We start from the raw sequence: 12,119 nt of genomic DNA on the forward strand, positions 1-12,119 counted from the left end.
CGCTGATGCGGCAACGGCCCCTTCCACACTACTGGGCAGTACGCGCCGCAACGGTGAACACACGGCAACAAGCCAAGCCCATTGTCTTCCCGTCCATACTCACTAAGAATGAAGCATGCCGGTCTACATGAGGTCCCTCGAAACCGCAGTTCCGCCAACCATCCTTGTCCAGTCGCAGGCACGTGAAGTTTTTGCGGCACAACCGGGCTTGACCAGGCTTGGTTCACGGCTTGTCACCACTTGCTTCGACTCCGCCGCCATCGACACCCGCTACACCGCTGTGGCTGAACTGAGCCTCGACGCCCACCCGGAAAATCCGCAGTTCTTCGACCTCGCCACCAACCGTGTGCTGAGCCCCAGCACAAAGGCCAGAAACGAAATCTTTGCCACTGAAGCCACCAAACTCTTCATCGAAGCGGGCAAGGCCGCCGTGGCGAGTGCTCCGGGTATCGGACTGGATGACATCACCCATGTCATCACCGTGTCCTGTACGGGATTCTTCAACCCCGGGCCAGACTACAAAGTGGTCAGGGCCCTCGGACTCCAACCGTCCGTCCAGCGCTACCATCTGGGGTTCATGGGCTGCTATGCAGCGTTCCCGGCGCTCAGGGCGGCCAAGCAATTCTGCACGGCGGATCCATCCGCCGTCGTCCTCGTCATCTGTGCCGAACTGTGTTCCCTTCACGTGCGGACGTCCAACGACCCCGACACGATCATGGGATCGGCAATCTTCGGTGACGGTGCTGCGGCGTCCATTGTTACGGCCCGCGAGCCGGAAGGACCTGAGCCAGTGATCAGGCTGGACGAGTTTGAAACCGTGCTCACACCGGTTGGTGAAGAGGCCATGGCTTGGAACATCGGCGACGAAGGCTTCGAAATGGTGCTGGGATCCTACGTACCCCACATCATTGAAGAACACATCACGGGGGCTCTGGAACCGCTGTTGGCCAAGGTACCGGGGCTGAGCGCAAAGCCTTACCGCGACATCACCCATTGGGCCATCCATCCCGGCGGCCGCAGCATTCTCGACAAGGTGGAGGCCAAGCTTGAACTGACCGCTGAACAGTTGGTTCCGGCCCGGGAAACCTTGCGCGAATACGGAAACATGAGCAGCGCAACGGTGCTTTTCGTCCTCAAATACATGCTGGACAGGGCTGCCAGCAAGCCTGAGGAACGCATTTGCTCCATGGCGTTCGGTCCCGGACTGACCGTAGAGACCGGACTCATGACGCTGGTCTCTCCCGCACTGTGAGTCCTTGGGGGCCGCTGCGGGAAAGGGACCTGGACGCTGTCGAGGAGATGGACCGGCCGGGTTGCGATCCCCAACGCCTGGAGCGGAGCTACGCGCGCTTTCCCGTGGTAAACGCACTGCTTTCCGGGTGGCACAGGACTTACCGCAAGCAGTTCCGGCCTCTGCTGAGTGCGCGCGAATCGGTCTCGGTCCTGGACATCGGCTGCGGAGGCGGGGACGTCGCACGGAGCCTGGCTCATTGGGCACTCCACGATGGTTTCGACCTGCGCGTCACCGCGATCGACCCGGACGAACGCGCATACGTGTTCGCTTCAAGGGCCCCGGCGGTGAGGGGTGTCGAGTACAGGCAGGCACACAGCTCCGAACTTGTTTCGGAGGGCCGCTCTTTCGACATCGTGCTGTCCAACCACATGCTCCACCATCTCGACGCTGCCGACCTTGCCGGCGTGTTGCAGGACTCCGAGGACCTGGCCACTTCCCTGGCGCTGCACAACGACCTTCGTCGCAGCAACCTTGCCTACGTCCTTTTCCTGGCCGGCTTCTGGCCTCTGGGGCTGGGCTCCTACATCTGCGGCGACGGCTTAATGTCCATACGACGCAGCTATACGCCCGCGGAACTGAGGTCTTCCGTGCCAGCGGGTTGGCACGTGGAGGCCAACGGTCCGTGGCACAACCTGCTGATCCACGGACCGGGGCGGCCGGATGGCGGTTCCGCGGGTGGCTGATGTGGTCATTGTCGGCGCCGGTCCCGTGGGACTCTTCCTGGGCGTCCTCCTGCTGCAGCGCGGCAGGTCGGTCCGCATCCTGGAACGCCGGACGACACCCAGCCATCGGTCACGCGCCATCGGCATACACCCACCTGCCCTGAAGGAACTCCAGCGGTCTGGTCTCGCCGCCGGGCTCGTGGCCCAGGGCATACAGATCCGGAAGGGCGTGGCATACAGCAGGGGAAGTAAAGTCGCCGAACTGCCGTTCGCCGGGGATCCGGACTTTCCCTACATCCTGGCGGTCCCCCAGCCGGTGACGGAGCAGGTGCTGACGGATGCAGTGACGGCACTGGACCCGGCTGCCATCGTCCGCGGAGCAGACGTCCACACCATGATCGACGACGGCGGCAGCGTCCGTGTCGAAGCCCGCTCACCTGCGGGGGACGTCGAGTTCAGGTCCAGTCTCGCCGTCGCCGCTGATGGAGCCCACTCCACGTTCCGCCACCGGCTCATGCCGGAACTACGTCCCCGCAAATACCCGGATTATTACCTCATGGGCGACTTCGAGGACACCACCGGCCATGGTTGCGACGCCGTCCTCTACCTTGAGCCGGAAGGGATCGTGGAGTCCTTTCCGTTGCCGGGCCGGGTGCGGCGGTGGGTGGTGCGGTTGGGCGCACCGGCAACACGCCCGACGGCGGATGGCCTGGCCGGGTTGGTGGCGTCAAGGACGGGAGCGACCCCGGATCCGGCAACCAACTCGATGCTGAGTGCCTTCGGCGTTCAGGCGAGGCTGGCTCCGTCGATGGTCCACGGGCGGGTGGTCCTGTTGGGCGATGCAGCCCACGAGATCAGTCCGATCGGCGGCCAGGGAATGAACCTCGGATGGCTGGACGCCGCAGCTTTGGCTCCGATCGTGGACGCTTCCTTGGCCGGCTGTGACGTGGGAAGGCAACTCCGCAGCTTTGAACGGACCCGGAAGCGTGCCGCCGTCAAAGCTTCGCACCAGGCTGGGCTCAACATGGCGCTGGGGCGCCCGATGGCACCGTTCGCTTTGGCTGCCAGGAACGGCATTTTTGCTGACGCCCTCCGGCTGGGACCTGTTGCAGACCTCGTGGAGCGGCGCTTCACGATGCGCTAGTTTCGGCCCCTGCTGGTTCTTCGGGCACGGTGTAATAGCAGTCGTAGGTGTCTTGGCTGGATATCAGTCCGTCCCTCAGTTCGAAGACGGCCGTGCTCCGTGCGCGAATTGTCTCGCCGGCGTCCCAGTACGGAAGGTCCATGAGCAGCAGGGCCGACCAGTTCATTTCCAGGACGACGCGGTTGCCCTCGGCAGTGGTCCGTACCACCTCGAAGCGTTGATCGGCGACGATCGCCTTGCTGTCGTCGGCGCCGGCGAGCGTCTCCTGCAGTGTCCTGGTGGAACCTGTTTTGGACAGCACATGGGGCCATTCCGTCAGTGTGAAATCTTCGGCCAGGAAGGGGCGGAGATCGGCTGCCCCGCCGCCCGCTTCCACGGTCCTGACGAATCCAAGTACTACCTCGAGGGGGTCGGTGTCGCTCATCCGACGAGCCTAACCCACGGCGCAACCCAGCCTGCTGGACCGCCGCGGAACGGATAGGCTCGCTTCATGACCCAGCATGTCCGGCCGCTGTACGGCCCTCCAACAGACTTCACGGCAACCGACATCCGGGATGCGGTCCGCAGGCTCTTGGACGCAGAGGCCCTTCCCCCGATCGTCCAGGCAGGTCATCCTGCGCTCAGGCAGCTTGCCGCTCCATACGACGGGCAACTGGACAGCCAGGAACTGAACGCATTCCTGGGGCGCATGCGCGAGGTCATGCATGCTGCACCTGGCGTTGGTCTTGCCGCTCCGCAACTCGGCGTACCCCTCCAACTGGCTGTCTTGGAGGATCAATACGAGATAGATCCGGCTTCGGCAGCGGCGAGGAACCGGGAGAGCCTGGAATTCCTGGCGGTGGTCAATCCCCAGTACCACCCCATCGGAACGGAGACCGCCTCGTTCTACGAGGGCTGTTTGTCCGTCAACGGCTACCAGGCCGTGGTGACCAGGCACAACACGGTCCAGCTGACGTGCCTCGCTCCTGACGGACAACCTGTTGAGGCCAGCTATTCCGGGTGGCAGGCGAGGATTGTGCAGCACGAAACGGACCACCTGCATGGCACGCTCTACCTGGACCGTGCAGAAATCCGCTCCCTGTCCACCAATGCCGAACATGCCGCACGCTGGTCTCAACCAGGGATCGAGGATGCCCGCTTGGCTCTGGGCTTCCTTCCCGACTAAGCGGGCCTAGGTGTCGAGGCGGTTCACCGTGCTGGGCAAGTGCTGCGCCCACCAGGACAGGATGTGCTGAAAACGGGCCTTGCGATGGTGTGGTGTTCCCGACCGCGACAATTCGTGGTCCTCGCCCGGGAACACCAGCAGCGACGTTTCCACTCCGCGGGACTGCAGTTCCGCGTAGTACCGCTGGCCTTGTTCAATCGGGCAGCGGAGATCGTTCTCGCTGTGGATGACCATCGTAGGGGTCTTAACACTACCCACCACGGCCATGGGGCTCTGGGCCTGGAGTTGTTCCGGAGTCCCGCCCGTGTACTCCCCGCCAAAGAACCAGCCAATATCCGCGGAGCCGTGGAAACTGACTGGATCCAGGAAGCCGCGCTCCACAATGGCGCCCTTGAAGCGATGATCGTGGGCAATGGTCCATGCCGTGAGATACCCGCCGTAGGAACCTCCCATGATGCCGAGCCGATCCTTATCCAAGGCCGGAATCTCCTGCAGGGTTGCGTCAAGGAAGGCAAGGACGTCCTGCATGTCCACTGTGCCCATTCGTTCCTTGATGGCCCGGCCGTGCGCCTGGCTGTACCCGGCGGAACCGCGGGGGTTGCACATCACCACCGCGTATCCGGCAGCGGCGTACACCTGGGCTTCGTCGAAGAACGCGCCGGTGTATTGGGCGAAGGGTCCGCCATGGATGCTGAGGAGCACCGGGTGCGGTCCGGGACCATCCGGCATGACCACCCAGCCATGGACGGAGTGGCCGTCCTCCACCGTGGCTTCAAAGTCGCGCGGTTCACTGAGTTGGGAATTGTTGCGGAGGGTGGCCGAGAAGTCGGTGAGGAGGCGCAGTTCGCCCCGGTCCAAGGATGCAAGATCACCCACGGTGGACGCATCGGAGAAGCTGACTGCCATTTCACCGTTGGCCGCCACTGTCGCTCCCAGCACCACCCGGGCGCCGTGCACCAACGGGTTTATGCTCCCATCCGCTGCGACCTCCAACAGTTCCACTGTGCCCAACGCCGTATTCAGAACCAAAACGCTGTCCGGTCCGCTCGGCTCAAGTGGACCGGAGACATCCAGGTGCTCTGCATCGGTCAGCGGCCGCGCCTCTCCCCCGTCTGCAGGCATCACGAAGAGGACTGAATTCCTGGCAACGAAGTCGATCCCTGATTCGCCCATGTCCTGGGCTGTGTAGAAGAGCCACCGCCCGTCCGTCGAAACCCTGACCGCGTTGACAGTCTGTGGACGGTTGTTGGAAGGATGTACGGGTTCGGGTTGACCACCGCGGGAGTCCATCCGGTAGGCAGAGGTGACAAGGTCGTCGTCGTGCTTTTCATGCAAAGCCGCTACGAAGTAGAGGTGACGTCCGTCGGGAGAGAAGCACGGTGCCTCATGGTCGGCGTCGCCAAAGGTGAGCTGCGTGGCCTGGGGAACGTCCGTGAATGCGTCATGGCTGGCTTCGTGGGCGGCACGTCCCCGGGGTCGGAACGCCGGTTCGACGCCGAGTTCAGGTACCTCGACCGTGAAGAGATGCTGGCGTTGGTCTGCGGTATAGCCAACGCCGTTCATCCGATACTGCTTGGAACTGATGAGCCGCGGGTCCTCGCGCCCCGCGGTGACGTCGTCCACCGTTCCATAACGGCCAGGTTCGGGGACGCGGGACGTGAAAACAATCCGATGCGAGTCCGGCGCCCACTCAAAACCTCCCACGCCCGCGTGCTGTGAGGTGATCCGCTGAGGTTCTCCCCCCGCGGATTCGACGACGAAGAGTTGGGGCTTGCCGTCGTAGTCGCTTCGCAGGAAAGCCAGGACCAACCCATCCGGCGAGAAGGCGGGCGCCGTGTCCCGGAACCCGCGCGTAATGCGCCGGGAGTGCTTGGTTGGGTCCAGCGGGACCGTCCAGAGCTGGCCAACGTAGGAATCCGTGTCAAAGTCCGGCCTGGTAACAGACACCACCGCCTTGGTGCCATCGGGATGGATGGCGGGAGCGGAGACAGTGTTCAACAGGGGCAGTTGCTCGGGTTTCACGTGGGTGAGCCTAACTGCACACCCCCGATGCGGAAGCCTGACACTCCGTCGGTCGTAGGATTGAAGCCATGCTGTCCGCCGCCATCGCCGCCCTTCGCTGTCCCGTTTGCCAAGGACCCTGCCACCTCGGAGAGCGGCCGCGCCGGGCAATTCTGTGCAGCGCCGGCCACGTTTTCGATGCCGCCAAGCAAGGCTATTTCAATCTGCTGACAGGGAAGGGCACCGTATTCGAAGCCGACACGGCTGACATGGTGGCTGCACGCCAGCGCTTCCTGGACGCCGGCCATTACGCCGAACTGGCCGACACGATCGCAACCTTGGCCGCAGAGTCCATGGAGGGCCCGGACGCTGCCATCCTTGACGCCGGGACGGGAACCGGCCACTATCTGCACTCGGTCCTGCAAAAGACGCCGGCAACGGCCCTAGGGCTGGACATCTCAAAATTCGCCCTGCGCAGGGCAGCCCGCCTGAATCCCCAGGCCGCAAACCTCGTCTGGGACATCTGGCGCCCGCTGCCCCTCGCGGACCACTCCGTGGACGTCGTCCTTGTGGTCTTCGCCCCGCGAAATGCGGGAGAGTTCGCCCGGGTATTGCGTCCCGGCGGCACCTTGCTGGTGGTCACCCCTCGCCCCGGACACCTGTTGGAGGCGGCAGAGCGCGCGGGCATGCTGTCCATCCAGGAAGGCAAGGCCGAGAGGCTGGCAGAGACTCTCTCGGAGCATTTCCTGCCGGACCGTTCCATCAGCCTCGACATTCCACTGACACTGGACCCCGGACAGCTCGCGGACCTCGCTTACATGGGCCCGGCAGGCCACCATCTTGATTCGCAACAGCTAGCGCGGGTGGCCGGTGGCGGGGAATCTGTCCACACCACGGCAAAGTTCCTGGTCAGCCTCTTCAGGAGCCGGAAAATCCCGTCCTGACGTGGGGCTCCGCGCCGGGCTAGGATGGAAGGACAGCGACTGCGATCCCGTCCTCGGGGTCCGGGACCAAGGGGGAACAGATGTTTGAATGGCTCGGCGAGAACTGGTGGGCTCTCTGGCTCACGGTCTTCCTCGCCTTCGCAGTGGTGGAGATGCTGACGCTCGACCTCTTCTTCATCATGCTGGGTGGCGGGGCGCTCGCTGGCTTGGTTGCGGACTTCGCCGGTGCCGACTTCTGGCTGCAGATCGTCATCTTCAGTGTGGTCTCCCTCCTGATGATCGCCTTCGTGCGACCCGTGGCCCTCAAGCACCTCCACAAGGGACCAGCGGAGCAACGCACCAACGTCGATCGCCTGATTGGCCAATCCGCCCTCGTCATTGAAGCCGTCAGCGGAACCAGCGGCCTGGTGAAGATCGGGGGCGACGTCTGGAGCGCACGCAGCACGTCCGGAGTCATCGACCCGGGCGCCACCGTCCAGGTCACCAGGATTGACGGCGCGACGGCGGTTGTCGCCTCGACTGCCGAAAGCAGCCCGCTCTAGCGCACACCCGAAGTTTTTGCTCAAGGGTGCGGGCTGGCCCCGCCCCGTCGAGCCGCATCAAACCACTCAAATTGGGGAATGAAGGAGATGTATGGACGGCCTAGGAGGAACAGCAGCAGCAATCGTGCTGATTGTTCTTGTCATATTTGTCATCATTGTGTTGGTTCGCTCGATCAGGATTATTCCGCAGGCACGTGCCGGCGTTGTTGAGCGCTTGGGCAAGTACCAGCGCACGCTCAACCCGGGACTCACCATCCTGATTCCGTTCGTGGACCGGCTCCTGCCGTTGCTGGACCTGCGTGAACAGGTGGTGTCCTTCCCGCCGCAGCCGGTGATCACCGAGGACAACCTCGTGGTGTCCATCGACACCGTTGTCTATTTCCAGGTGACGGACCCGCGGGCAGCCACATACGAAATTGCGAACTACATCCAGGCCGTCGAGCAGTTGACCACAACCACACTCCGTAACGTCGTGGGCGGACTCAACCTCGAAGAGGCGCTGACCTCACGCGACCAGATCAACGGCCAGCTCCGCGGTGTGTTGGACGAGGCGACGGGCCGCTGGGGTATCCGCGTTTCGCGGGTCGAGCTCAAAGCCATCGACCCACCGCACTCCATCCAGGATTCGATGGAGAAGCAGATGCGTGCCGAGCGTGACCGGCGTGCAGCCATCCTCACTGCCGAAGGCACCAAGCAGTCGCAGATCCTCACGGCAGAGGGTCAGCGGCAGGCGGCGATCCTGGCCGCGGAAGGTGACGCCAAGGCCGCTATCTTGCGCGCCGACGGTGAAGCCCAGGCGATCCAGAAGGTCTTCGACGCAATCCACAAGGGAAACCCGGACCAGAAGCTCCTTGCTTACCAGTACTTGCAGACGCTGCCGAAGCTCGCCGAAGGATCCTCGAACAAGCTGTGGATCATTCCCAGCGAGGTTGGCGAAGCCCTGAAAGGCATCGGAGGAGCCCTTGGCGGGACCACCGGAGACTCCCCTGTCCAAGGCCTGTTCGGCCCCAAGGATGATGCGAAGGCCACAGCCGCCGGATCAGCCGCAGAGTCCACCAGGACTGCCGAATAGCACCTGGCCCAAAAGCACACGGAGCGGTCAGCCGGACGGCTGGCCGCTCCGCGGCTTTTGGGGCTTTGGGCCGCAAGCCTGTTTGAGCGTATAATGGGATATTTGTCCGGCTGGTTCAGCGTGGATGGAACATAAGAGCTTGGCCAGGCGTTGCAAATAGTGATGCAAGGTGTGCAGAAGTAGTCCGTGAGCGGCGAGACAAAAGCTTGCGGCTAGCGCAGGGTTTCCAGCCCTGCGAACAGACAGAGGGAGTAATCATGAGCGATCGCAGCCTGCGGGGCATGCGTCTTGGCGCCCAGAGCATGGAAACCGAATCCGGTGTTGAGCCGGCACCGCGCCAGCGGGTCGAGTACCGTTGCGAGGATGGCGAGCAGGTCTTCGTGACTTTCGCCGCCGAAGCCGAGATTCCCCCTGTTTGGGTTTCCAAGACCGGCAAGGAAGCACTGCTGGTTGACGGCGAGCGTCCGGTAGACGCCAACGAGAAGGCCGTTCGTACTCACTGGGACATGCTGCTTGAGCGCCGCTCGCTTCCCGAGCTGGAGCAGATCCTGGAGGATCGATTGAACATCCTCCGTGAGCGCCGTGGAGAGCGCCGCTCCGCGTAGCACAGCCAAGAAGGTACAAAGGCCGGGCCCGAATCCCTTAGGGGACAGCGGGCCCGGCCTTTTTTGTGGCTTGGCGGCTTCGGCTATTTGGCCGGCGCCGGCTGCTTGCCCGTGAGTTTGGCCCAACGTGCGGCCAGGCCCCACTTGGTGACGTTGATCATGGCTTCCACTACGATGTTGCCGCTCATCTTGGATGCGCCGAGTTCGCGCTCAACAAAGGTGATGGGCCGTTCTTCAATCCGAAGCCCCAGTTTGGCTACGCGCCAGGCAAGGTCTACCTGGAAGCCGTAACCCACCGATTCAACTTCATCCAACTTCAGTGCCTCAAGGGTGCTGCGGCGGAAAGCGCGGTAACCGCCGGTCACGTCCTTGATCTTCACACCGAGCATGATCCGGGCGTAGGTGCTGCCAATACGCGAGATCGCCTGGCGGTACAGTGGCCAGTTCACGACGCTGCCACCGGGAACCCAGCGGGAGCCCATGGCGAGGTCGGCGCCATCCTTGATGGCGTCGAGCAGAAGAGGGAGCTGTTCGGGCTTGTGGGAGCCGTCAGCATCCATTTCCACCAGGACGTCGTAACCGGCGGCCAGTCCCCACTTGAAGCCAGCGATGTAGGCGGCTCCGAGGCCTTCCTTGCCTTTGCGGTGCAGAACGTGTACCTGGCTGTCCTCGGCGGCGATCCCGTCGGCCAGCTGTCCTGTACCGTCCGGGCTGTTGTCATCTACCACGAGGACGTCCGAGTCGGGAACGGCAGTCCGGAGCCGGCCCAGGGTCTTGGGGAGCGATTCCAGCTCGTTGTAGGTAGGGATGATCGTCAGGACACGCAAGAAGAGGCCTTTCCTTGATGGAGCGGTCAGTGTGCCGGACCAGCGTGGACGCTGGCGTTCTGGCGCAACTCTCCATTATAGGGTGAGGCGACCAGGGAAAATTGCGCGTGTGTCAGCGCCCACACTATTGGTCAGGCCCGGTTCAGCGCGAAGGCAAGCCTGGGGGGGCTCCCCCGGAATCAGCTGCGCAGCGCGTCATGGGCGAACAACTCCCGGCCTTCATGGACTGTTTGCAAGCACACGGGATCGCTTCCCGTATCCAGGGCCGGAAGCAGTGGTGTCCTGGCGCGGGGATCCGTGCTCCAGGACTGGACCCGGCTGTCTGCCACCTGGACCATAAGTTCCTCAACCTCCCAGACAGCAAAGCTCGCAGGCGCGCCCGGCACCAATTGGCCCATGAGGGGATTGCGGTGCTTGGTGGCCCGCCATCCGGCACGGGTGTGGCCCAGGAACGCTGCGCGGGCCGAGATCCTTTGTCCCGGATTGCTGTGCTCCAGGCAGGCACGGATGCTGGACCACGGTCGAAGCGGCGTTACCGGACTGTCGCTTCCAAAGGCAACGGGAACGCCGCTGGAGTAGAACGAGGCGAAGGGGTTCATGCCCCGGCTGCGTTCACCAAGGCGTCGCTCGTAGAGGCCTCCCGGACGTCCCCATGCCGCGTCGAATCCAGGTTGGACACTCACCGTGACGGAGTATTGCGCGAGCCGGTCCACCGACTCCTGATCGGCAAGCTCGACGTGTTCAAACCTGTGCCCGGCGGCCCGGATCCGCTGCTCCCCCACTTCTGCGGCGGCCGCATCCAGCGCGTCCAGGGCGGCAGCCAGGCCGGCGTCCCCGATGATGTGGAACCCGGCCTGGATACCCAAGGCGGAACATGCCGCCAAATGGCTGGAAGCCTCCACAACGGACAAGTAAAGATTACCGCGGCTGCCCGGCGCATCGGCGTAGTCGGACGTCAACGCCGCCGTGCGGGAACCGATGGAACCATCGATGTTGAGGTCACCCGCCAGTCCCAGTACGGGTGTTCCCAAGCCTTCCAGGATCTGCCGGGCGTTCTCCTCCGAGGAAGCCAACTCACCCCAGTACGGCAAGATCAGGGGGCTGCCGACTTCCTGGTTCCAGGAAGTGGCCATCCGGAGATCATCCGGATGGCAAATATGTGGAGCGGACATTTCCGCCAGCGCCACGTATCCGTTGCCTGCCGCTTCGCGGAGTGCGGCTTCCTGGAAGCCCCGACGAGTGGGATCGTCGAAGTTCCTGGCTGCGCTGCGCGCTGCCGTGTGGGCTGCCCGGACTACATGGGCGCTTCCGGTAAAGCCGTCGAGCCCGCCAAGGCCAGCCCCACTGACCAACGCTGACGAAACCAGTGCTGAATGAACGTCTATGCGCGACAGATAGACGGTGCGGCCTCGGGCTGCCCGGTCCAGCTCGTCCAAGGTGGGAAGCGTGGGATCGTTCCAGGTTGTTTCATCCCATCCATGCCCCAGGATCGCACCGGTGCCGGGCGCTGAGGCAACGGCGTCCAGGAGTTCGCGTGCTGACCCCGTACTGGCAAGCTGCACACCGGCCAAGGCCAGGCCCGTTTCGGTCAGGTGCACATGCGAGTCGACGAAGCCCGGGGCAAGGAGGGCGCCGTGAAGATCGATGATCTCCATGGTGCCGTCCGCTATGGACGTGGCTGCCTGTTCGGAGCCGACCCACGCCACGGTATCGCCGTCCACCACCATGGCCGTGGCGAAAGGGTCTGCCGCCGTATAGATGGACCCGTTGCGGTACATGGTGACCTTGCGGTTGCCGGCAGGCGCGCCTGGCTGGTTCATTCGCTGAACTCCTAGGGAAAGACGGAAAGTGAAAATCGAACGG

Annotated in this window: 12 protein-coding genes; 8 read left to right on the top strand and 4 right to left on the bottom strand. The window is 63.6% G+C overall.

The window, feature by feature from the left end:
• The first annotated feature begins 115 nt into the window (after positions 1 to 115).
• Genes ACFVSJ_RS18185 through ACFVSJ_RS18195 form a run of 3 tightly spaced genes read left to right on the top strand, consistent with a single transcriptional unit; the run spans position 116 to position 3,100 of the window.
• Complete coding sequence (locus ACFVSJ_RS18185) at positions 116 to 1,252, top strand: type III polyketide synthase (protein ID WP_387438349.1); 1,137 nt, start codon at positions 116 to 118, stop codon at positions 1,250 to 1,252.
• Positions 1,249 to 1,977, top strand: a complete 729-nt coding sequence (locus tag ACFVSJ_RS18190; RefSeq protein ID WP_387438350.1) for a class I SAM-dependent methyltransferase — start codon at positions 1,249 to 1,251, stop codon at positions 1,975 to 1,977. The genes ACFVSJ_RS18185 and ACFVSJ_RS18190 overlap by 4 nt, the downstream gene beginning before the upstream one ends.
• Positions 1,955 to 3,100 carry an FAD-dependent oxidoreductase gene (locus tag ACFVSJ_RS18195; protein WP_387438351.1) on the top strand — a complete coding sequence of 382 codons (1,146 nt, stop codon included), beginning with the start codon at positions 1,955 to 1,957 and terminating at the stop codon, positions 3,098 to 3,100. The genes ACFVSJ_RS18190 and ACFVSJ_RS18195 overlap by 23 nt, the downstream gene beginning before the upstream one ends.
• On the opposite strand, the gene ACFVSJ_RS18200 is transcribed toward ACFVSJ_RS18195, so the two are convergent.
• Positions 3,087 to 3,524, bottom strand: coding sequence for a nuclear transport factor 2 family protein (locus ACFVSJ_RS18200; RefSeq protein ID WP_387438352.1), 438 nt, complete (start codon positions 3,522 to 3,524; stop codon positions 3,087 to 3,089). The genes ACFVSJ_RS18195 and ACFVSJ_RS18200 overlap by 14 nt on opposite strands.
• Positions 3,525 to 3,590: 66 nt before the next feature.
• Between ACFVSJ_RS18200 and ACFVSJ_RS18205 the strand changes: the two genes are divergently transcribed.
• Positions 3,591 to 4,265, top strand: a complete 675-nt coding sequence (locus ACFVSJ_RS18205) for a peptide deformylase (RefSeq protein WP_387438353.1) — start codon at positions 3,591 to 3,593, stop codon at positions 4,263 to 4,265.
• A 6-nt stretch (positions 4,266 to 4,271) separates the two neighbouring features.
• Here the strand turns inward: ACFVSJ_RS18205 and ACFVSJ_RS18210 are convergent, their stop codons facing one another.
• Positions 4,272 to 6,287, bottom strand: a complete 2,016-nt coding sequence (locus tag ACFVSJ_RS18210) for a S9 family peptidase (protein ID WP_387438354.1) — start codon at positions 6,285 to 6,287, stop codon at positions 4,272 to 4,274.
• A 68-nt stretch (positions 6,288 to 6,355) separates the two neighbouring features.
• Here ACFVSJ_RS18210 and ACFVSJ_RS18215 point away from each other — a divergent pair, with 68 nt between their 5' ends.
• From ACFVSJ_RS18215 to ACFVSJ_RS18230, 4 genes are all read left to right on the top strand, one after another.
• A complete protein-coding gene (locus ACFVSJ_RS18215) occupies positions 6,356 to 7,210 on the top strand; it encodes a methyltransferase domain-containing protein (protein WP_387438355.1) in 855 nt (284 codons plus the stop codon).
• An 80-nt stretch (positions 7,211 to 7,290) separates the two neighbouring features.
• Positions 7,291 to 7,752, top strand: a complete 462-nt coding sequence (locus ACFVSJ_RS18220) for an NfeD family protein (RefSeq protein WP_387438356.1) — start codon at positions 7,291 to 7,293, stop codon at positions 7,750 to 7,752.
• 91 nt (positions 7,753 to 7,843) lie between these two features.
• A complete protein-coding gene (locus tag ACFVSJ_RS18225) occupies positions 7,844 to 8,824 on the top strand; it encodes an SPFH domain-containing protein (RefSeq protein ID WP_387438357.1) in 981 nt (326 codons plus the stop codon).
• A 257-nt stretch (positions 8,825 to 9,081) separates the two neighbouring features.
• Positions 9,082 to 9,429 carry an RNA polymerase-binding protein RbpA gene (locus tag ACFVSJ_RS18230; protein WP_387438358.1) on the top strand — a complete coding sequence of 116 codons (348 nt, stop codon included), beginning with the start codon at positions 9,082 to 9,084 and terminating at the stop codon, positions 9,427 to 9,429.
• An 83-nt stretch (positions 9,430 to 9,512) separates the two neighbouring features.
• Here the strand turns inward: ACFVSJ_RS18230 and ACFVSJ_RS18235 are convergent, their stop codons facing one another.
• Positions 9,513 to 10,256: a polyprenol monophosphomannose synthase gene (locus tag ACFVSJ_RS18235; protein ID WP_387438359.1), complete on the bottom strand. Its 744-nt coding sequence runs from the start codon at positions 10,254 to 10,256 to the stop codon at positions 9,513 to 9,515.
• A gap of 179 nt (positions 10,257 to 10,435) precedes the next feature.
• Positions 10,436 to 12,076 carry an amidohydrolase gene (locus ACFVSJ_RS18240; protein ID WP_387438360.1) on the bottom strand — a complete coding sequence of 547 codons (1,641 nt, stop codon included), beginning with the start codon at positions 12,074 to 12,076 and terminating at the stop codon, positions 10,436 to 10,438.
• Positions 12,077 to 12,119 lie beyond the last annotated feature (43 nt).

This window comes from Paenarthrobacter sp. NPDC058040, from assembly GCF_042885775.1.
Taxonomy (GTDB): domain Bacteria; phylum Actinomycetota; class Actinomycetes; order Actinomycetales; family Micrococcaceae; genus Arthrobacter.

Excerpts from the sequence above, each read along its gene's own strand:
- ACFVSJ_RS18185 (WP_387438349.1), top strand. The coding sequence starts at position 116 with ATGCCGGTCTACATGAGGTCCCTCGAAACCGCAGTTCCGCCAACCATC.
- ACFVSJ_RS18195 (WP_387438351.1), top strand. The coding sequence starts at position 1,955 with ATGGCGGTTCCGCGGGTGGCTGATGTGGTCATTGTCGGCGCCGGTCCC.
- ACFVSJ_RS18200 (WP_387438352.1), bottom strand. The coding sequence starts at position 3,524 with ATGAGCGACACCGACCCCCTCGAGGTAGTACTTGGATTCGTCAGGACC.
- ACFVSJ_RS18205 (WP_387438353.1), top strand. The coding sequence starts at position 3,591 with ATGACCCAGCATGTCCGGCCGCTGTACGGCCCTCCAACAGACTTCACG.
- ACFVSJ_RS18215 (WP_387438355.1), top strand. The coding sequence starts at position 6,356 with ATGCTGTCCGCCGCCATCGCCGCCCTTCGCTGTCCCGTTTGCCAAGGA.
- ACFVSJ_RS18220 (WP_387438356.1), top strand. The coding sequence starts at position 7,291 with ATGTTTGAATGGCTCGGCGAGAACTGGTGGGCTCTCTGGCTCACGGTC.
- ACFVSJ_RS18225 (WP_387438357.1), top strand. The coding sequence starts at position 7,844 with ATGGACGGCCTAGGAGGAACAGCAGCAGCAATCGTGCTGATTGTTCTT.
- ACFVSJ_RS18230 (WP_387438358.1), top strand. The coding sequence starts at position 9,082 with ATGAGCGATCGCAGCCTGCGGGGCATGCGTCTTGGCGCCCAGAGCATG.
- ACFVSJ_RS18240 (WP_387438360.1), bottom strand. The coding sequence starts at position 12,076 with ATGAACCAGCCAGGCGCGCCTGCCGGCAACCGCAAGGTCACCATGTAC.